The following is a 19,243-nucleotide window of genomic DNA, read 5'->3' on the forward strand; positions in this document are numbered from 1 at the left end:
GAGCGGGACGTCCAATGTGATCACCTACCTAGCTACCGCGGCACCTGTCTCGACCCTAGCCGGTGACATGCCACATGTCAGTATCCTCGATGGGAAAGATCGTGCGGTTCGCTGCAGACCGTCAGCCGAACGCACTCGACGGAAACTCCAGCGCGAGCTCCTCGCCGATACGGGTCAGCGAGTTGAGCACCTCTCCGCCCAGGGGAATCCCGTCCCGCCTCCGCTCCAGCTCACATCGCCACTCCGGTTCGCCTGGCGTCATCACCGGTGTCTCCGGGTCGCTCGGCGTCAAGCCGTGCAGGTCGGCCAGCAGCGACGAGACCGCGTCCGTAAAGCTGTGTGCGTCACCGAAACGCGCGGGGTCGATGGCGGCCAGGAAGTGACCTACGCGCGCAGGCCGATCCCCCGCCGTGAACACCAAGTTCTGCACTCCGGGGCCATACGGGCCGCCTCCCAGCAGACCGGAAAACACCTCAACCAGTAGGCCGAGCGCAAATCCTTTGTGGCTGGACAGCTGCCGAAAGCTGCCGAGCGGCAGGAGCCATCCGCCGCTGGCGAGTGCCGCGGCGTCGGTGGTCGCGTGCCCGTCCCGGTCCACTCCCCACCCCTCCGGGATGGGCTTGCCGTCCCGCGCCGCCAGCTCCAGCTTTCCCGTGGCCACCGCGCTGGTGGCCATGTCGACGACCATCGCAGGCGGACTCGACGTCGGCACGGCGACAGCAAAGGGGTTCGTCCCGAGGAACGGTTCGTTCGCACCGGCAGGCGCAACGCGGGGCCCGGCGTTCGTGCCTGCCAGGCCGATCAGGCCGAGATCGGTGGCGAGGCGGGCATAGAAGCCCGCGATGCCGAAGTGGTTGCTGTTGCGCACCGCCACCCACCCGACACCGCACGAACGCGCCCGCGCGATCGCCTCGGCCATGGCGAACTCGGCAACCGGATGCCCCATCAGGTTGCCCCCGTCGACCAGAGCCGTCGCGCCGCTCGACGCGACCACGCAGGGTTGCCCCTCCGTGGCCGTCGCACCGGAGCCGAGCCGGCCGAGATACGCAGGCAGACGCGCGATGCCGTGCGAATCGATGCCTTGCACGTCCGCGGCCACGAGGACCCGGGCGGTGCTCTGCGCGTGGGAAGCCTGCACACCGTGACGCTGCAGCACGGCGGCGACCCAGTTACCCAGCCGCTCCGGGTCGACCAGGGTTGTCACACGGTCCTCACTCGAAATGTGATCACGCCTCACTGGCGATCGCTGCGGGCGAACCCTTACCCGCCTCGGGGAAGGCCCGCTGCAGGACGTAGACGGCGACGAGTATGGCCAGCCCGATCCCGTTGCTCAGCATCCCGGGAGCGATCAGCAGACCACCGCCGACCAGGAGGAGCAACCGCTCGGGAACGGTCGTCTTTCTTCGCATGTGTCCGGCGAAGCCCGCTGTCAACCCATATATGCCGACCATAGCCGTGATCACCACAGGCGCAGCCGCAGTCCACGGACCGTCGATCAGCGGGGTGTAGGCCATCAGGAACGGAACGATGTAAAGGCCTCGCGCCAACAGCCATGCCTGCCACGCCGTTCTCATGGGGGACCCCCCGGAGATGCTCGCCCCGGCGAACGCACCTAGCGCGATGGGTGGCGTCACGTTCGCGTCCTGGCTCACCCAGAAGATCACGAGGTGTGCCACGACCAGCGACAGGCCCAGATCGGTGAGGGCAGGCGCCACCAGCACCGCGACCATGATGTAGGAGGACGTCACGGTGAGTCCGGCACCCAGGAACCAGGATGCCAGCGCGGTGAGGACGAGGGCCAGCAGCAGGCTGCCCCCGGACATCTGCACGACGAGGTCCGAGAACCGCAGACCGAGACCGGTCAGGTTCACCACGCCGATCACGATGCCGATCGTGCCGACGATCGCGCCGACGGCGAGCGAGGCGACGGCTCCGTTGCGCATCGCCTGGACGATGGAACGAATGCCCATCCGAGATCCGTTGTAAGGGAACGCGACACCGATGACGACCACGGCGACGACCGCCCAGAACCCGGCGAAAGCGGGGCTGAACCGCATGACAACGAGCACGAAGAGAAGCACGAGGGGCAGCACGAAGTACCAGCCCTGCTTGAGCACCTTGCGCCAGTCGGGCAGTTCCGACCGGGGCACGCCCCGCAGATCGCGCTTGACCGACTCGAAGTCCACGAGGAGGTAGACGGCGAAGAAATACATCAGGGCGGGGACGATCGAGACCAGCATGATCGTCGAGTAGGAGGTCTGGGTGAACTCCGCGATCAAAAAGGCACCGGCACCCATCACCGGTGGAAGCACCTGGCCGCCCACCGAGGCGGCAGCCTCCACGCCACCTGCGAACTCTCTTGTGTAGCCGACCCGACGCATCAGCGGGATGGTCACGCTTCCGGTGGTCATCACGTTAGCCACCACGCTGCCGTTGACGGACCCCATCAGCGCGCTGACCGCGATGGCCACCTTCGCCGGGCCGCCCCGCCTCGTGCCGGCCAGCGCCAGCGGCAGGTCGACGAAGAACTGCCCTGCACCGCTCTTCTGGAGAAACGCGCCGAAGATGATGAAGATGAACACGTAGGTGGCGAAGATGTCCGCCACCGGGCCGAAGAGGCCGTTGAACGACGTGTACATCGTCGTCAGAAAGCGCTCCGCGTCGTAGCCCGCGTGCGCGAAGAACCCCGGCATCGACGGCCCGAAGAACGTATAGACGATCGCCAGGACACCGAGCCCTGGCAGAACGGTCCCGAGGACTCGTCGCGTCATCTCCAGGGACAGGACGACAGCGAGGATGCCGAGCACGTACTCCATGTCGGTGAGCGTGCCCCCGCGCGCCACGATCTCCGGGTACTGGAACACGTAGTACGCCGCGAGCCCCACCACGGTCAGCGCGAGGGCGATGTCCCAGATCGGGACACGCTGGTTGGCTTCGGCCTTCCGCCGTTTGCGCACCGGGTAGAGCAGGAAGACGAGCAGGCCAGCGAAACCCCAGTAGAAGCCGCGGTGCGCCTGCGGCGAGACGATGCCGAACTGTGCGGTCCACAGGTAATAACCCGAGTACACGACCGCGATCACTGTCACGATCTTCGCGGTGAGGCCACCGAGATCGCGCACGCGACCGGCACTCTCGTCGCCGTCCGGGGAATTCGCGTCCGGTACGGAACGCCGGACCACCTTGTCCCAGAACTTCATGGTTATCTGAGTCCCATTCTTCCTCGATCAGACGACAAGGGCCGCGTCGCCAATCGCTCACCCTGACGGGGCCGCGTTCCTGCACGGTCCACGACCCCGTCAGGGCTGGCACTCGGTCTGTCAGCCCGGTCTGTCAGCTGGGCCGCAGCTCCTCCGGAATCTCCACGCCTGCTTCCTTGAAGTAGGCCATCGACCCAGGGCAGACCGGCGCGACGGCGTCGGTGATGTTCTCCGGAGCGATTTCACCACCGGCAGGGTGTCCCGATGCCAGCGCGTCCACGTTCTCGTGCACCGCTCGGGTCACCGATCCCACGAACTCCTGAGAAGTGTTGGTGCTCATCAGGAGCGAGTTCCATGTCGCAGCCACCGGCACCGCCTGCTCCTGGCCATCATAAGTGGCGGCCTCGAGTTCGGTCGCGATGTAGTAGGGATACTTCTCGGTTACCTTGTTCAGCGACTCCTCATCCAGCGGAACCACCTTGATGTCCTCACTGGACGCGAGGTCCTGAATGGATGAAGCGCCGGGCGCGACAACCCACGCACCGACGTCGAGCTGGCCGTTTCGAATCGCCGTGGTCTGGCCGTCGAACGGCAGGTGCTGGGCCTCACCGAAGTCTTCGAAGCTCATTCCCAACGTGGTGACCACGTTGTTGAACATCAGCTCCGTCGCGCTGCCTGCGTCGCCCACGGAGACCCGCTTTCCGGCGAGGTCCTGGAAACTCTTGATGCCGGTCGCCTCGGTGGTCACGACCTGCAGGACGTTGGGGTACATCACCCCGATCGTGCAGACGTTCTGGGGCTCCTTGAAGTCGCCCTCACCGTTCACCGCGTTGTAGACGGCGTCGTTCATCGCCATCGCGATGGTCGTACGTTCATCGCCGAGCAGCTTCAGGTTCTCGACCGAGCCTCCGGTGGTCTCCGCAGTGCCGCTCTGCACACCCTCGATCTCGCTCGCGAGCATGCTGCCCATCGCGCCGCCGATGGGGTAATAGACACCCCCCGTGCCGCCGGTCGCGATGGTCACGAACTCGGGTACGCCGGGAACACCGCTCTCCCCTCCACACGATGTCAGAAGCAGAATCGGGAGTAGAGCTGCAATCGGGTAGCTCCGCTTGGTCAGCTTGAACATGCTGCCGCTCCTCTCGGTGTACGCTGCCGCTAACATGTCACAGATCACATTACAGTGTCCATACCTCGTCGTTCCCGGATTCCGCACCGTTATCCAAGGGTGCGATCGACGTCTGGATGAAGCGTTGAAGAGGGAGGATAGAAGTGTCAATGCCTTCTGTGCGAGACGTTGACCAGATCCGTTGGGTAACGTTCAGCCGGCCGGAGAAGCTCAACGCGCTCACCCGCGAGGACATCACGGTCGCCAGGGAAGCCGTGGCGGACACTCCCGAAGGCGTACGGGCTGTCGTGTTCGCCGGCGCAGGCCGACGCGCCTTTTCCGCCGGCGTACACGTCCAGGTGTTCCACGGTTTGTCAGCACGTGATGCCCGGTCATTCATCAGCGAGCTGGGCGATCTGCTGAGCGCAGCCAGACGAGCGCCGGTGCCGACGTTGTGCGCGATCAACGGCTACTGTCTCGGCGCGGGTATGGAGTTGGCGTTGGCGTGTGACCTTCGCGTGGCCACCACCGATGCCGTTTTCGGGATGCCCGAGATCAAGGTCGGGATCCCTTCGGTGCTCGATGCCGCACTGCTCCAACAACATCTCGGACTCGGTAAGGCCAAGGAGTTACTCCTGACCGGCGGCCTGTACGGCGTCGCCGAGCTGGACGCGCACGGATTCCTCAACAAGATCGTGCCGCCGGACGAACTCGAGAAGGTCACCATTGACCTGGCCCGAGCAGTCGCAGGGCACTCCCCCGTTGCGATGGCAGCACAGAAGCGCCTGTTCGAGACGTGGCAGAACGTCGGCCTGCAGGCAGCAATAGATGCGAGTGTCGGCGAGTTCGCCGAGGTGTTCGCCGACCCCGACGCCCGCGAACGCATCAACTCCTACCGACCTGACGACAGCTAGGCGTCCGAGCTGGTTTGCCGGGTTCCCTGTCGCTCACCCCACCAGGGCACGCAGTGTTTCCATGTTCCCGGGCTCCTTTCTGAGGCGACCCCTGTCGATCTCTGCCACAAGATCGTGCAGAGCCGCGTTGACCGGCGTGGGCACACCGTGGGTGGCGCCCTGTCGCACGACGAACCCGTTGAGGTAGCGCACTTCCGTACGACGGCCTCGGTCGACGTCCTGAAGCAGGGAAGGCCTGCTCTCGGAAGCACCGGTGCGTTCCGCAGCCATCTCGGCCATCGCCGCTGACAGTTCCGCCTCCGCGCCATGGTCGCTCAGCGCCCGGTGGAACAGTTCCGGGCGAATACGTCCGAAGACCAGCGCAGGCTGCACGCCTGACGCCTCGGCCACGGCCAGGGTCTCCCCTGCCGCTCGGGTGATGAGAGGTACCGATCGCGGATCGGACCACAACCGCTTCGTGGTCCATCCGGTCAGGCCGGCCGGCGCATTAGTCATGGTGTTGACAGCGAGCTTTGCCCACTTCACAGCCGGCAGGTCCGCGACGACCTCGGTGTCGCCTGCCGGCTGGATCAGCTCGGCAACGTACTGCGCGGGCGCGATCGGGGCAGCACCCACGGCGCCAAGGCTGAAAGTCCGCCGACCTCGCGGAAGGTACCTCGTGACACGACCGGGCGCGGTGAGCTCCGCCGGCACATGAACCGAGCAGCCGACCAACCGTCCCCGCGGGAGAACTTTCGCAATCCACTCTTCGGCCATCCCATTCTGCACGGGGACGACGATGGTGTCGTCCTGAATCAGCGAGGCCATCAGTGCCAGCGCGTTCGCGCTCTCGTACGCCTTGACCGCGAGAAGCAGAACATCGAGTGGTCGCGCGATGTTCTGTACCTCGTCGATGTTGTGGGCGTCGACTCGTGCCCGCACGGCCTCGTCCGGCGCCTGGATCTCCACTCCGTGGCCACGGACCTCCTCCACGTTCCTGAACCAGCTGTCGACAACGCTCACGGAGCGGCCAGCGAGAGTCAGATGCGCCGCCAGCAGGGACCCGATGCTGCCACAGCCGATAATCCCGATGTGCGGCTCACCGCTGGGCTGCCACTCAGCCACGGGTTGGTCCAGGCTCTGCGGCGAGCGGCGTCAACACCGGCCTCACATCGTGCCCGCTTCTCTGCGGGCTGACGAGAAGCCGGCTCGGGTGCTGAGCGCCTGCCGGAACGCCTCGTCCCGATCCTGCAGCTGAGCGGCGTACGCGAGGACCGGCGACCGCTGGGCGCACGGAACCACGCAGATCCCGGTGGAGTCGGCGATGACAAGGTCGCGGTCGTTGACCACGGCACCTCCCACGGTTACCGGCGCACCCACGTTCGTGACGGCGAGCCTGCCCTTGCCACTGCGTGGTGTCGCACCGCGGGCCCAGACCGCGAGTCGCAGCGCCGACACCTCGGCAAGACCCCGGATTCCAGCCGGCGTTGACCAACCCCACGCACCCCGAGCAGCCGTGCGAGTGGCCGCCAGCCCTCCCCACGGAGGCAACGGATGTCGCCTCCCAGCCCAGGACCAACATGTCGCCCTCCTGGCCCTCGTCCAGGTACTCGGCCAAGCCGGGGATGTTCGCCTCGTCGGAGTCCACCACTGTCGCGGTACGGGCGAACCCGATCGCACTCTGGATGTCGGTCGGCACGTTGGTCAGTCCATTGACGACGCCGAGCGGCAGGCCGAGATGCTCCATAGCGTCGGAAACGGCCGGACTCTCGTCCGCGGGCCTGCCATACGTCTCCCTTCGTCAGGAGTTGAGCAGCTGAGTCAGTGCGGCCAACGTCGCTCCCCCTCATAGCGAACGAGCATGTTGCGGGGAGCCTAGGTGCTCGTGCATGAGCGCAGCAACCCGCGCAGCTAAAGTCCGCGATCGGGGCAACGCCAAAAATGGTTTAGAACTGGCTCGGGAGCCAAGTGGTCAACGGCGGCCAGTAGGTGATGACAATCAGCGTCACGACGGCCGAGGCGAGGTACGGCCAGGCGGCACGGGCCACCGTCATCACCGGGAGCCGGGCGATCGACGACGTCACGAACAGGCACATGCCGACGGGGGGCGTCAGCAGACCCATCATGAGGTTGAAGACGATTATGATGCCCAGATGAATCGGGTCGATATCCAGAGCGGCCGCGATCGGGAGCAGCAACGGCGTGAACACCAGGATCGCGGCGTTGCTCTCCATAAACATGCCGAAGACCAGCAACGCAAGGTTGATGAGCAGCAGGACGCCGACGACCCCGAGCCCGGAGTCGGCCAGAGCGCCCGAGAGCACCTGCGGGAACCCTGACCGGATCAGCACCCACCCGAAGGCGCTGGCCAAAGCGATGATGAACAGGATCGCGGCGCTCAGCACGGCCGTCTCGAGGAAGACCTTGGGGAGGTCCCGCCAGTTGAGCTCGCGGTAGAAGACAGCGGCAAGCAGCAGGGCGTAGAAGGCGGCGATCGCTGCTGACTCAGTAGCGGTGAAGATCCCTGAGACGATCCCCAGGACGATGATCAGCGGCATGATCAGCGCCGCTACGGCGTCTCTCGTGGCGGTCAACGCATGGCTCCACGTGATCCGATGCATCCGGGGGTAGCCGCGACGAAGGGAGATCAGCACGGTCATGATGAGGATCACCAAGCCGAAGAGCAGCCCCGGGAAGACTCCGGCGAGGAACAGCGCGCCGATCGGTAGCCCAGAGGCGAGCCCGTAAACGATGATCGGGATCGACGGCGGGATGATCGGCCCGACGATGCTCGAGCCTGCGGTGACGCCCGCAGCGAAGGACCGCGGGTAGCCCTGCTGGACCATCCCGGGGATCATAGCCTTCCCGACGGCGGATGCGTCGGCAACAGCCGAACCAGAAATGCCGGCGAAGAAAACGCTCACGGCGATGTTGACTGCGCCGAGGCCGCCGGGCAGCCAACCGACGAGTAGGTTAGCGAAGTTGATCAGCCGCCGCGTGATCCCTCCTGCGTTCATCAGTGACCCGGCAAGCAGGAACAGTGGTATCGCGGTCAGCGCGAACGAGTCGGCGCCGGTGCCCACTCGCTGCGCCACGGTCACCACCGGGAGCTCGAGTACGAACAGGAGGTACACGGCAGCTGTCGCCAGAAAAGCGTAGCTGACCGGCACGCCGATGAGGATCAGGACCAGGAGCCCGACTAGCAGGAGGATGCCGGTGATCATTTTGTCCCTCCCTCGACGCGAGCGCGGTTCGCGCGCCAGGCCCGCTCGGCGAGCGACAGCAGCAGCAGCACGCCGCATGACGGGACCGCCGCGTAGAAGGTGGCCACGGGGATGTCGAGTGCGGGAGTATCTCTGGCCATCGTCGCCTGGACGAGCTGCCAGCCCGCGACGACGAAGATCACCGCCACGATCGCGATCGTCCCCTGGATGACCGCGGCCGCGGAACTGGCGACCCACGTCCAGCAGCGTTTGGTGGCGAGCTGCTCCAGGGCGTCCACCGCGATGTCCGCCCCCATTCTGTAGGCTAGGGCCGCGCCGATGAAGGTTAACCAGACGAGCTGCAGCCGGGTCGCTTCGTCGGTCCATGTGAGTGGACTGTTGAAGCCGTAGCGCATAACAACCTGCAGCAGGACCGTGGCGAGGATGCCCATGAGGAGCACCACGCAGACGTCGGCCAGCGCCTTGCTGAACCGACCTTCGGCGGCGGGAAGGTCCTCCGCGTCCAGGCCCTGGTGAGCGGCCGCGGCCGGCTGCCGCGCACCAGGGCCTTCGGCCGCGGAAGTCACTCTTGCTCCACCAGCTCGTACAGGTCGGCGAAGGCGCTGCCTTGGGTCTCGCGAACTGGCTGCGTGCTCTTCCGGAACGCGTTGATGTCGGGCTCGACGACCGTCATCCCCTCGCCCTCGAGCTCCTCGCGAAGCTGCTTCTCCTGCTGCTTCACCTCGTCGCGGAACTCCTCGCTCACCTGGTCCGAGGCGTTGCGGATGCCTTCCTGCTGCTTCTCCGAGAGCGACTCCCAGGCGCTGTCCGAGATAGCCAGCGCCAGCGGCTCGATGATGTGGCCTGTCAGGTTCAGGTGGGACTGCACCTGCGCGAACCCGGAGGACTGGATCAGCGCGAGAGGGTTCTCCTGCCCATCGATGGTCCCCTGCTGTAGCGCGGTGAAGACTTCAGGAAACTCCATCGGCGTGGGGTTGGCCGCCATCGCCTCGAACCCCTCGATGAACATCGGGTTCTCCGGAACCCGGATCCGCAGGCCGCTGAGATCGTTCGGGGTGTTCAGCGCCTTGTTCGTAGTAATGTGGCGGGGGCCGCGCGGCCACAGGCCGATGACGGTAGTTTCCGTCTCCTCGTCGAGCCTCTGGCGTACGGCTTCACCGAGTTCCCCGCTGTAGGCGTCTGCGGCCTCATCGATGCTGTCGAACATGAAGGGCGTCACAAAAAACTCGCCCACGTCGCTCACCGCATTGTAGACGCCGGCGCCACCAACCCAAATGTCAGTCGTTCCCAGGGCGAGGCCCTCGAGGATGTCCCGGTCCCCGCCGGCCTGCCCCGCAGGGAAGACCTCGATCTCCACACTGCCGTCCGTCTCGTCGGCAACCGCCTCGACGAAGCGGGCCGTCGCCTCGGCCTGCGGGTCTTTCTCTGGCCAGACGTGTCCCAGGGTCAGCGAGACGTTCCCCTGCTGGCTGTCTCCCTCAGCCTTGGCGCCATCGGCACCGTCGCCCGAGTCGCCGCACCCGACGAGCGTGACGGTAAGGGCGGTGGCCGTTGCGACGCCGTAGAGGCGGCGAAGTCGCGAGTTCATAGCAGTCCTTCCAGTGGATAATCAGAGTGGGGCGTGCGGGGCGCGGATTGCTACTGCGCTACCCGTGTTCGCCACGACACGGAGGCCGGTGTCTTTAGAGAACACCTCCGCGTCGATTTTGTCGGTCAGCTGGGTGATCAACCGCAATACATTGTCGAGCGGCTGAGAGACACGAAAAGCGGAGTGCCACAGCTCGGACGGCGTCCAAGCAGACGTCCCTCAGGCGCTGCAGCGAGTCGTCGTAGGTTGGCTGGATGGCAGCAATTTTCATGCTCTGGTCCTGAACATCGTCGTTTATTCGGGGAGAGAGCCCTATCTAGGCAGGTGCGCTCGGTGTATCCACACCCAGCTCTGATGCCAACACGCTCAGCGCGGCCCACGTTGTCGCGCTGAGCAATACTCCCTGTTCATCGGCCAGGTGAGCTGCGCGCTGCTCGGGTTCACCGGGAAGCAGGACAGTGTCGAGGCCCCCGGTGGGAGGTAGCGAACCGACCCAGCTCAGGAAGTTCTCCAACTCATCACCGTAGCGATCGAGCTGACTGGTGAAGTCGGCCACGAAGAAGGCATGGCCGACATTCTGTGGTCGCTCCCAGTCCTCGTACATATTGCCGATGTCGGCTCCGGAGGCAGCACCGGCGAAAACACCACACAGCAGGTCGATCATGAGCGCCAACCCGGAGCCCTTGGGGCCCGCGAATGGCAACATGGCGCCCTTCAGCGCTTCCGCGGCGACAGTGGTCGGTCTGCCTCCGGCATCGATGCCCCAGCCCGGCGGGATCGACTCCCCCTTGCTGTCCGCGACGATGATCTTTCCACGCGCGACGGCACTGGAGGCGATGTCGAGCACGACTGGCGGCTCCCGAGGACGGGGAACGGCCACCGCGAGTGGGTTGGTACCGACCGCGGGAGTCCGTCCGCCGTGATAGGTCATGGTGACCGGCGCGTTGGACATCGCCACCGCAAAGTAGCCACGCTCGGCAGCGCCGCGGGCGTAGAACCCCATGGTGCCGCAGTGGTTGCTGTTTCTCGCAGCACTGGCACCGATGCCGTACTCGTCGGCCAGCCGACAGGCCGCGTCCACCGCGGTCGTGGCCACCAGAGCGCCCATCGCGTTGCGGCCGTCCACGCTTGCACGTGCGCCGGACATCCGCACCGTAGGAACCGCCACTGGGTCGACCATGCCCTCACGCAGCCGCCTCACATAGATTGGCAGCCGGATCAGGCCGTGCGAGGAGACACCGTGCCGATCGGCGTCGACAAGGCTCTCGGCCACCAGTGCGGCGGCGCGACCAGCCATGCCGGTCGCCCGTAGCACCTGTGTGGCGAAGGAAACCAGATCGCTCTCGGGACGCCGTACGTTGCCGTTGCTCATAAGGCGGCGCGCAGCAGGTCGGTGAGTTCGCTCTCGCCCGCGATTCGGGGATTGGCCTGGGTGTTATCGCTACCCAGCGCGATCTCGACTATCGGCTTGAAGTCGGCCTCGCCCACGTCCCAATCGCGTAGACGAGTGGTCAGGCCCACATCGGAGCGAAGTGTACGCACGGCGTCGGCAAGGCGATCCGCCCCGGGGTCCAGACACCGGGCTAGCTCGGCATAGCGGCCCGGCTCGGCCCGCTCGTTGAATGCGCACATCTCGGGAAGCATGTGCGCCACAGCGACACCGTGCGGAATTTTGTGCGCGGCACCCAGTGGAACCGCCAGCGCGTGGGCAAGGCCGAGCCTGGTCGAGTTGGCCGCGAGTTCGGCGATACAACTCGCGGCCAACATGCCCATCCGTGCCTGCCGATTGGTCGGATCGTGCACCGCGTCGCGCAGGTGAGTGCCAATCAGCGTGACGGCGTGCCGCGCGTGTCCCTCGGAGATCGGGTTGTTCCACACGCTGCCGTACGACTCCACGGCATGGGCGAGCGCGTCGAAGCCGGTTGCTGCGGTGATCCCTGCAGGCAACCCAGTTGTCAGTTCGGGGTCGAGCAGAGCCAGCCTAGGTATCACACGCATCGACGAGATGCTGACCTTGCGTTGCGAGGCCGGATCGCTGAGCACACAGAACCTGGTGACCTCGCTGCCTGTGCCCGCAGTGGTCGGCACAGCGAACACCGTCAGGGGCGCGACGTCAACCTTCTCGGGACCGACAAGATCGAGGACCGGTCGGCCCGATACGGCCACTGCCGCAGCGGCCTTCGCCGCGTCCAGCGGACTACCCCCGCCGAGCGCCACCACCACGTCGTGCCCACCGTCGTGGATCATCCGCGCGGCGGCGTCCACCGAGTCGGTGGTCGGATCGGATTCGATCGCGTCGAACACCGCTACCGAGTCCCGACCGCCGGGCAGAGCGGCGAGGACGACATCGAGAACCCCGGCCGACCTGATACCCGCGTCTGTGATGACCAACGGTTTGCGCACCCCGTACCGGGCGAGTTCCGCAGGCAACCTCGCGATCACATTCGGGCCGCCGACAATCCTGGTAGGTATCTCGTAGTCGAATTCACGCAGCGAGGAACGCTCACGCAACTGGACGTTTTTGGGCTGCACCGGCCTACTCACTAATCCTCCTGCAAGACACGCCGCATCCATCCGAGGCGCATAAGGTCTAAAACGAATACCTGGGCGCGCGGTCAGAAACGGCCCGCGGCACGCTCCGCCTTGATATGCTCGGCCATCAGTTCTTCGCCTCGAGTGAGGTGATGAAGCAGAGCGTCGATCGCTCGGTTCAGGTCACGTTCGGCGATCGCCCTCGTAATGCTCTTGTGTTCGGCCAGATTCTCCTCGATCCGCCCCTGGTAGCCGGTCGACAAGAAATGGCGCCCACGATCAATTTGCCTTTCCACAATTCCGTAGAAGCCAATGATACGATTGTTTTCGGTACACGCGACCATCTTCTTGTGAAACTCATTGTCCCGCCGGAAATACCGCGAGTACTCCGAGACCTCGATGGGTTCTTCGAAGTCGTCGAAGAACCTACTCAGAATCTGAATTTCGCGTGGGTCGGGTTCGTGACCACCGAGCAGTTGGCGCAGCCCAAGGGGTTCGAGCGCCTTCCGAAGCTCGAAAAGCTCACTCAGGTCGCGCTCGTCGAATCCGGCGATCTCCCACCCCGTTCCACGGTCGCGCGGTGCGACCAGCCCGGATGCCGCGAGCCGCTGCAACGCCTCGCGCACTGGCGTCCGGCTCACCTCAAGTCGCGCGCTCAGCGTCCGGTCCGTCACGACCTCGCCCGGCTTGAGCTCACACCGGACGATTGCGTCCTCTAGTGCTTCGAACACACGGTCACTCAAGCTGACCACACGCTGAGGTTTGATCAAGGAACCTTCACGCATCGGACGAGTATGTGGGTATACCGGTATACCGTCAACCTCCTGATTGGCGTTCGGCTCACTCCAAGGACGAACGGCAACCCAGGCCGCGGCCTGATCGGCGAGGTCGCGTTAGGGCCTGTGACCTCCCGTCCCAGCACGGCAACTGGGCCTTCTGCCCCTGTCGATCACGTTGCTCGGCGGTAGCACCTATCCAGACTCCAAGACCGGGGACAGTTCGCCGAGCAGCGGCGTCCGCACGACATGGCCAAGCACCGGGAAGCAGTCTTGATGCTGACAGAACGCCGGCTAGCCGTTCCCGTTGGGCGAGCAGGCGAGCCGCCTCCACCAGCCTCCGACCGCGTAACAAGTCGATAACGCCATCTGGTGTACGGGATTCGGAATTTGGTATACCAACGGCGTGGAACTTGCCCCTCTCGTGACCCAGCACGTCGGAACACAGGCCTATGAGCGCCTGAAGCAGGCGATCATCGACTGCTCCATTGAACCCGGTGCGTTGTTGAGCGACCGCCACCTTTCAGAGCAACTCGGCGTCAGTCGCACGCCAGTGCGTGACGCGCTGCGGCAACTGGAGTCGACCGGGTTGGTAGTCCGGCGCGGCCGAGTTGGCTGGGCAGTTTCGGGTTTGGACGCAAAGGACGTCGCAGAAGTGTTCGAACTCCGGCGCCTATTGGAGCCAGCAGGTCTATTTCGGATGGTGAAGTGGGATCGGGAGCGGCTTGCATGGTTCGTCTCCCTGTTCGACGAGTTCACGACCCCGATGGACCCCGAACGCATTGCCCGGTATCTGAAGGTGGACGACTACTTCCACCGGACGATCGTGGCGGCGGCAGAAAATCGGCGCCTCACCCAGGCCTACGAGATCGTCTGCGTGCAACTCGATCGCTTCCGCCACTTCACGTCCTACCGCTACCACGGCCGGGTCGACCAAAGCCTCAGTGAACATCGCATGGTTTGCGAGGCACTTAGCCGCGGCGACGCCGAGGAGGCTGCGCGGTCGCTGGTCGCCCACATCTCTTCAGCGGAGGAAAAGCTCACCGCAATAGTCCAGGGCACAGTTACGGACCCGACCCTGGCACAGGCCAACCCTAAGGAAGCCGAATGAGGACACGAATTGCCGGGGTCATCGCAGTCACGGCGCTTGCGTTGAGCGCGTGTGGGGATGCCGACGGAGGCACCAGCGCAGGTGGTGAGAAAGTCACTATCAGGCTGGGCGTCGGCGACCCGGCGCAGTCCGCTGTCGGTGTCGCGGCGGAGCACTTTGCCGACACGGTCAGTGAAAACAGTGGCGGTAACATTGAGGTGAAGGTGTTCCCGGACGGGACGCTGTTCGGCGGTGACCAGAATGCGGCCGTCAACCAGGTCCAGAACGGCTCGATTGACGCCACAATCCTCTCCACCTCGGTGTACGCGTCCTTCGAGCCTCGGATGAACGCAATCAGTATGCCGTACCTGTTCGAGGACTTCGACCAGTACGTCGATTATCTCGAAGGAGAACCCGGGCAGATCCTCCTGGAGTCGCTGGGCAAGCTCGACACCGAGGGACTGGCCATGATGACCAGGACCTTCCGGCAGACCACCAACTCCAAGCGGCCGATCACGCAGCCCTCCGACTTCCAGGGCCTCAAGATCCGCGTCCCGCAAAACGATCTGTGGGTGAAGACCTTCACGGCGTTCGGCGCCAATCCGACGCCGATGGACTTCACGGAGGTGTACAGCGCCCTGCAACTCGGCGCCATCGACGGACAGGAAAACCCCGTCGAGGTGCCCCTGGCCAACAAGTTCTACGAGGTCCAGGACTACCTTTCGCTGACCAACCACATCGTCGACGGATACATCCTCGCGATGAACCAGGAACTGTTCGACGGCCTCGCAGAGGAGGATCAGCAGGTTCTTCGGGAGGCTGCGCAGGAGACAGCGGACTTCAAGAGGCAGTTCGATGACGAGGAGGCTTCCAAGGCGATCGATCAGTTGGCGGCCGAGGGTATGGAGGTCAACGAACTCACTGCTAAGCAGCAGGCCGCGTTCGCTTCCGAGGCGGAGAAGCTGTACCCGCAGTTCGAGGGAATGATTGGAGCAGATTTCTTTCAGACCACGCTCGAGTTCGTTGGCCGAAGCTGATGTTCGACGATGGCCACCGCCGCGATAAGCAGGTAACCGGGCGGCGAGATGGTGGCAACAACTCACCCTCTGGCACGTCACCTCCTGACAGTGGTCCCCCTATCGAGGAGACAGGCGAGCACTACGCGCTGGGCAGCGCACGACTGCAGCCCCACGGCCCGCTCTGGAAGGTCGTCGACGCGCTTGTCCTGGTAGGTGTCGGCGGCATGGTCCTGACGGTCGCGTTGCAGGTGGTGTCGCGTGGGCTCGGAGCCTCGATCCCATGGACCGAGGAAGTAACGCGAATCCTCTTCATCTACGCCACCTTCATGGGTCTGGCCGCCGGCTTCCGACACGCAGAGCATGCCCGCATCGCGTTCGTAATCGGCAAGCTGCCACGCGTGGGGCAACGGCTCACCGTCCACCTCTACGTTGCCGCGACAGTCACGTTCTTTCTCATCGTGGGGGTCAAAGGCTGGGAGCTGGTGGTACAGCAGTTCAACAGTCAGGAGCGGACACCTGCTCTCGGGCTCGGGATGTATCTAGTTACGCTGCCGATCGTCGGCTCCGCCGTGCTCGCGATCGTCGCTGTGATCCAGTCCGTTTATCGCTCGCCCAAACTGCGCGAGCGGCTCGAGCGGGGGGAGATGACGACGGTATGAGTTACACGCTGATCGCGATCTTCTCAGTCCTGGCCCTGCTCGGCGTGCCCCTCGCCGTCTCGCTGGGCATCGGTGTCGCCGTGACCCTTGTGATCTTCGACCTGCCGCTATCCCTTGTCCCGCAGGCGATGTACACGTCGATGAACAGTTTCGTGCTCGTCGCTGTGCCGCTTTTCATCCTGGCGGGCAACGTCATGTCGATGGGTGGCATCGCCGACAGGATATTTGCTGCCGCAGACTCCGTGGTGGGGCGGTGGCGTGGAGGCCTCGGGCACGTCAACGTCGTGGCCAGCACGATCTTCGGTGGCATGTCCGGCTCATCCGTCGCGGACGTCGGAAGCCTAGGTGCCATCGAGATCAAAGCGATGACAGACTACAAGTATCCACGGCCCTACGCCGCATCCATCACGATGGTCACCTCGGTGCTCTCGTCGGTCGTCCCTCCCAGCATCATTATGATCATCGCGGCCGCTACGGCCGGTGTGTCAGTGGGCGGCGCACTCGCCGGAGGCATTGGTCCGGCAGTCCTGTTCATTGCAGGATTCATGGCCGTGAACTACGTGCTGTCTGTCCGGCACGGATATGGGACGGTCTCGAAAAAGTCCAAGCGTGAAGTCGCGCGGTGCCTCCTCGTCGCCGTACCGGCGCTGGGCGCACCGGTGATCATCCTCATCAGCATCTTCAGTGGTGTGGTGACCCCTACCGAGGGGGCTGGTCTGGCCGTTGTGTACAGCCTTCTGGTGGGGTTCGTGCTTTATCGCGAGATGAAAGGGCGTGATGTACCGACGATCCTCATCCGGTCTGGCGTGACCACTGGCACGGTGCTGTTCATCGCGATGGTTGCGAGTATCGCGGCCTACATCTTCACGATCGACGGCCTGCCGGTGCGGATCAGTGATGCTGTCCTGGGGATATCGGAAAACCCCATGGTCGTCATGCTCGTCATCGGTGTTCTGCTGGTCCTGATCGGCACCGTAATGGACGTCATCGCGGCGATCCTGATCCTCGTACCCGTCCTGATGCCGACAGTCGAGCAGGTCGGCATCGATCCGCTCCACTTCGTGGTGTTCCTGGTGGCCTGCCTGTCCATGGGCCTCGTCACGCCACCGGTGGGCGTAGCCCTCTTCGCCACCTCCCATATCAGCAGACTCAGCATCGAGCGCGTCGCGTCGGCGAGCCGGTGGTTCTACGTGGTGATGATCGTTGTCCTCGCCCTGCTCGCAGTCATTCCGCAGGTCACCCTGTGGCCGGTCGAGTTCCTGACTGGACATTGACCGAACTGACCCTCGACGACGCCAAGGAAAGGCATCCCTTTATGCACCTCGGTAGGCAGATTCGCCTGCGTCGCATACTCGGCAACACCGGGCGGCTTGTAGGAATCACTATGGACCACCCGATCGCCCGCGGTGTGCTTCCCGGATTGTCTGATGTGGAGGCCGCACTCGCAGCCGTCGCCAGCGGCCGCCCCGATTCCATCACCCTGCAGAAGGGCATCGCCTCCCGGTGCTTCGCGCCATACGCCGCCGACATCGCTCTCATTCTCAAGTCGACCTCGTACTCGCCATACCACCAGAACATGGACGTCCCAACAGCTACCGTTGACGAAGCTCTGCGCCTCGGTGCGGAGGCCATCTCCGTCGGGGTGCTCGTCGGCAGCGAGCTGCAGGCGGCGCAGATCACCCATTTGGGCGCGGTGAGCCGTGAGGCGGATGCGGCCGGATTGCCCTTGGTGGCCCACATCTACCCCCGCGGGGCCGATCTGCCCGGTGAGCGGCTCTCCGCCGACAATGTCTCGTACGCCGTGCGTGTCGGCGCGGAGCTCGGTGTGGACGTGGTCAAGACCGAGTGGACCGGTAGTGCGGAAACATTCGCGCAGGTCGTCGAAGCTGGCGGCCCCGCACGAGTCGTCCTGGCCGGAGGCAACCCGGGTCGCGACATCCGCGACTACTTCCAGATGACCGCGGATGCACTCTCGGCGGGTGCGGCAGGTGCGACTTACGGACGGTTCGTCTGGGGACACGTCCGCCCAGGGCGTGTCGTTGAGGCACTGCACAAGCTGATCCACGACGGGGCATCGGTAGATGACGCGGTTGCCCACGTGGATCAGGGGCTATGAGCGCAACCATGCAGGCTGCTGTCCTGCACGCCGCCGGTCACCTCCAAGTCGACATGGTTCCAACGCCGGAGCCAGGCCAGGGAGAAGTAGTGCTCCATGTGGGCGCGAACACCCTTTGCGGGACCGATCTGCGAATCCTTCGCGGAGAGAAGACTCGCGGCGTCCGCTTCCCCTCCGTCCTTGGACACGAGTTCGCTGGAACCGTGGCCGCCGTCGGGGCGGACGTCCAGGGTTTCGCCGAGGGTGACAAGGCGGCCATGTGCCCCGTTATTCCGTGCAGGCGATGTGTACATTGCCTCCACGACCGCGAGAATGTCTGTGCCAACCGCCGTGCGATGGGTTACGAGTACGATGGCGGTCTCGCCGAGTACGTGCGGATTCCTGCTGAGGCCATGTCCGCCGGAAACCTGTTCCCGGCCGACGCGGACATCCCGTTGGAGCAGCTCGCTCTGGCTGAGCCCCTGGCCTGTACCGTGAACGGGCACCGCCGTTCGGGTATCCGGTTGGGCGATGTCGTACTCGTCATCGGAGCCGGGCCGATCGGCCTTCTGCATCTGCAGCTCGCCCGTCGTGCGGGCGCATCCGCTGTCATCGTCAGCGAGCCGTCACCGTCTCGGCGAGCAGTGGCCGCGGAGCTCGGGGCCTCTCACGTCGTCGCTCCAACCGAGCTTGCCGACACAGTGGAGGCGCTTACGGGCAGGACTGGGGTCGACGCCAGCATTGTCTGCATCGGGATTCCGCAGTTGGTGAATGACGCCATCGCACTGACCCGTAAGGCCGGCAACGTCAACATCTTCGCTGGGCTCGCCGGGGACGGGCGTGTCGACATCCCTGCCAATGAGATCCACTACAAGGAACTCGTCGTCACCGGCACCTCCGCCATGCATCGACGCGACTACGAGCAGGCGCTCCGTCTGATCGGCAACGGTGACGTGGATGTCGCTAGCCTAGTCACAGACAAGATTCCGCTGGCAAGCGTCGTCGAGGCGTTCGACCTCGCGCAGTCCGGCACGGGGATCAAGGTAGCGGTGGTGCCGTGAC

The 19,243-nt window shown here is 64.8% G+C and carries 19 protein-coding genes; 8 read left to right on the forward strand and 11 right to left on the reverse strand.

Features of this window, described 5'->3' with window-relative positions; all coding sequences use genetic code 11:
• Positions 1-121: 121 nt before the first annotated feature.
• The 3 genes from D0C15_RS11110 to D0C15_RS11120 form a co-directional block, all read right to left on the reverse strand.
• Positions 122-1,204: an Ldh family oxidoreductase gene (locus D0C15_RS11110; protein WP_162830010.1), complete on the reverse strand. Its 1,083-nt coding sequence runs from the start codon at positions 1,202-1,204 to the stop codon at positions 122-124.
• Positions 1,205-1,226: 22 nt separating this feature from the next.
• A complete protein-coding gene (locus tag D0C15_RS11115) occupies positions 1,227-3,197 on the reverse strand; it encodes a TRAP transporter permease (protein ID WP_116043749.1) in 1,971 nt (656 codons plus the stop codon).
• A gap of 133 nt (positions 3,198-3,330) precedes the next feature.
• Positions 3,331-4,413, reverse strand: coding sequence for a TAXI family TRAP transporter solute-binding subunit (locus D0C15_RS11120; RefSeq protein WP_162830011.1), 1,083 nt, complete (start codon positions 4,411-4,413; stop codon positions 3,331-3,333).
• A 62-nt stretch (positions 4,414-4,475) separates the two neighbouring features.
• On the opposite strand from D0C15_RS11120, the gene D0C15_RS11125 reads away from it, so the two are divergent.
• Positions 4,476-5,219, forward strand: a complete 744-nt coding sequence (locus tag D0C15_RS11125) for an enoyl-CoA hydratase/isomerase family protein (RefSeq protein WP_116043754.1) — start codon at positions 4,476-4,478, stop codon at positions 5,217-5,219.
• A 33-nt stretch (positions 5,220-5,252) separates the two neighbouring features.
• Here D0C15_RS11125 and D0C15_RS11130 read toward each other — a convergent pair whose 3' ends face one another.
• Positions 5,253-6,323, reverse strand: coding sequence for a ketopantoate reductase family protein (locus tag D0C15_RS11130; protein ID WP_162830012.1), 1,071 nt, complete (start codon positions 6,321-6,323; stop codon positions 5,253-5,255).
• A 42-nt stretch (positions 6,324-6,365) separates the two neighbouring features.
• Positions 6,366-6,878: an RraA family protein gene (locus tag D0C15_RS11135; protein WP_116043761.1), complete on the reverse strand. Its 513-nt coding sequence runs from the start codon at positions 6,876-6,878 to the stop codon at positions 6,366-6,368.
• On the opposite strand from D0C15_RS11135, the gene D0C15_RS34075 reads away from it, so the two are divergent.
• Entirely contained in the window at positions 6,779-7,018 is a 240-nt protein-coding gene (locus D0C15_RS34075; protein ID WP_162830014.1) for a hypothetical protein, read from the forward strand. The genes D0C15_RS11135 and D0C15_RS34075 overlap by 100 nt on opposite strands.
• A gap of 126 nt (positions 7,019-7,144) precedes the next feature.
• On the opposite strand, the gene D0C15_RS11140 is transcribed toward D0C15_RS34075, so the two are convergent.
• The 6 genes from D0C15_RS11140 to D0C15_RS11165 form a co-directional block, all read right to left on the reverse strand.
• Positions 7,145-8,422, reverse strand: a complete 1,278-nt coding sequence (locus D0C15_RS11140; RefSeq protein ID WP_162830015.1) for a TRAP transporter large permease — start codon at positions 8,420-8,422, stop codon at positions 7,145-7,147.
• Positions 8,419-8,988, reverse strand: a complete 570-nt coding sequence (locus D0C15_RS11145) for a TRAP transporter small permease (RefSeq protein ID WP_116043767.1) — start codon at positions 8,986-8,988, stop codon at positions 8,419-8,421. The genes D0C15_RS11140 and D0C15_RS11145 overlap by 4 nt, the downstream gene beginning before the upstream one ends.
• A complete protein-coding gene (locus tag D0C15_RS11150) occupies positions 8,985-10,010 on the reverse strand; it encodes a TRAP transporter substrate-binding protein (protein WP_116043769.1) in 1,026 nt (341 codons plus the stop codon). Before D0C15_RS11150 ends, D0C15_RS11145 begins: the two co-directional genes overlap by 4 nt.
• 316 nt (positions 10,011-10,326) lie before the next feature.
• A complete protein-coding gene (locus D0C15_RS11155) occupies positions 10,327-11,382 on the reverse strand; it encodes an Ldh family oxidoreductase (RefSeq protein ID WP_116043772.1) in 1,056 nt (351 codons plus the stop codon).
• On the reverse strand, positions 11,379-12,554 hold the full coding sequence (locus D0C15_RS11160; protein WP_162830016.1) for an iron-containing alcohol dehydrogenase family protein: 1,176 nt from the start codon (positions 12,552-12,554) through the stop codon (positions 11,379-11,381). The genes D0C15_RS11155 and D0C15_RS11160 overlap by 4 nt, the downstream gene beginning before the upstream one ends.
• Before the next feature lie 71 nt (positions 12,555-12,625).
• Positions 12,626-13,327 (reverse strand): GntR family transcriptional regulator, encoded by a 702-nt coding sequence (locus D0C15_RS11165; protein WP_116043777.1) that lies wholly within the window; start codon positions 13,325-13,327, stop codon positions 12,626-12,628.
• Positions 13,328-13,742: 415 nt separating this feature from the next.
• Here D0C15_RS11165 and D0C15_RS11170 point away from each other — a divergent pair, with 415 nt between their 5' ends.
• The 6 genes from D0C15_RS11170 (at position 13,743) to D0C15_RS11195 (ending at position 19,242) form a co-directional block, all read left to right on the forward strand.
• Positions 13,743-14,429, forward strand: coding sequence for a GntR family transcriptional regulator (locus D0C15_RS11170; RefSeq protein ID WP_162830017.1), 687 nt, complete (start codon positions 13,743-13,745; stop codon positions 14,427-14,429).
• Positions 14,426-15,445, forward strand: coding sequence for a DctP family TRAP transporter solute-binding subunit (locus D0C15_RS11175; RefSeq protein ID WP_116043783.1), 1,020 nt, complete (start codon positions 14,426-14,428; stop codon positions 15,443-15,445). The genes D0C15_RS11170 and D0C15_RS11175 overlap by 4 nt, the downstream gene beginning before the upstream one ends.
• Positions 15,445-16,086 carry a TRAP transporter small permease gene (locus tag D0C15_RS11180; protein ID WP_116043785.1) on the forward strand — a complete coding sequence of 214 codons (642 nt, stop codon included), beginning with the start codon at positions 15,445-15,447 and terminating at the stop codon, positions 16,084-16,086. Before D0C15_RS11175 ends, D0C15_RS11180 begins: the two co-directional genes overlap by 1 nt.
• Positions 16,083-17,360 (forward strand): TRAP transporter large permease, encoded by a 1,278-nt coding sequence (locus D0C15_RS11185; RefSeq protein WP_116043787.1) that lies wholly within the window; start codon positions 16,083-16,085, stop codon positions 17,358-17,360. The genes D0C15_RS11180 and D0C15_RS11185 overlap by 4 nt, the downstream gene beginning before the upstream one ends.
• A 110-nt stretch (positions 17,361-17,470) precedes the next feature.
• A complete protein-coding gene (locus D0C15_RS11190) occupies positions 17,471-18,202 on the forward strand; it encodes a class I fructose-bisphosphate aldolase (protein WP_211323164.1) in 732 nt (243 codons plus the stop codon).
• Between the two features lie 53 nt (positions 18,203-18,255).
• Positions 18,256-19,242 (forward strand): zinc-binding dehydrogenase, encoded by a 987-nt coding sequence (locus D0C15_RS11195; protein ID WP_281270695.1) that lies wholly within the window; start codon positions 18,256-18,258, stop codon positions 19,240-19,242.
• Position 19,243: the final 1 nt, after the last annotated feature.

Origin of the sequence: Amycolatopsis palatopharyngis (assembly GCF_003385185.1) — a bacterium.
GTDB lineage: Bacteria > Actinomycetota > Actinomycetes > Mycobacteriales > Pseudonocardiaceae > Amycolatopsis > Amycolatopsis palatopharyngis.

What these genes read in the sequence shown, in the direction of transcription:
- D0C15_RS11115 (WP_116043749.1), bottom strand. Translation starts at nt 3,197, where the DNA reads ATGAAGTTCTGGGACAAGGTGGTCCGGCGTTCCGTACCGGACGCGAAT.
- D0C15_RS11125 (WP_116043754.1), top strand. Translation starts at nt 4,476, where the DNA reads ATGCCTTCTGTGCGAGACGTTGACCAGATCCGTTGGGTAACGTTCAGC.
- D0C15_RS34075 (WP_162830014.1), top strand. Translation starts at nt 6,779, where the DNA reads ATGTCGCCCTCCTGGCCCTCGTCCAGGTACTCGGCCAAGCCGGGGATG.
- D0C15_RS11140 (WP_162830015.1), bottom strand. Translation starts at nt 8,422, where the DNA reads ATGATCACCGGCATCCTCCTGCTAGTCGGGCTCCTGGTCCTGATCCTC.
- D0C15_RS11150 (WP_116043769.1), bottom strand. Translation starts at nt 10,010, where the DNA reads ATGAACTCGCGACTTCGCCGCCTCTACGGCGTCGCAACGGCCACCGCC.
- D0C15_RS11155 (WP_116043772.1), bottom strand. Translation starts at nt 11,382, where the DNA reads ATGAGCAACGGCAACGTACGGCGTCCCGAGAGCGATCTGGTTTCCTTC.
- D0C15_RS11165 (WP_116043777.1), bottom strand. Translation starts at nt 13,327, where the DNA reads ATGCGTGAAGGTTCCTTGATCAAACCTCAGCGTGTGGTCAGCTTGAGT.
- D0C15_RS11175 (WP_116043783.1), top strand. Translation starts at nt 14,426, where the DNA reads ATGAGGACACGAATTGCCGGGGTCATCGCAGTCACGGCGCTTGCGTTG.
- D0C15_RS11180 (WP_116043785.1), top strand. Translation starts at nt 15,445, where the DNA reads ATGTTCGACGATGGCCACCGCCGCGATAAGCAGGTAACCGGGCGGCGA.
- D0C15_RS11185 (WP_116043787.1), top strand. Translation starts at nt 16,083, where the DNA reads ATGAGTTACACGCTGATCGCGATCTTCTCAGTCCTGGCCCTGCTCGGC.
- D0C15_RS11190 (WP_211323164.1), top strand. Translation starts at nt 17,471, where the DNA reads ATGGACCACCCGATCGCCCGCGGTGTGCTTCCCGGATTGTCTGATGTG.
- D0C15_RS11195 (WP_281270695.1), top strand. Translation starts at nt 18,256, where the DNA reads ATGGTTCCAACGCCGGAGCCAGGCCAGGGAGAAGTAGTGCTCCATGTG.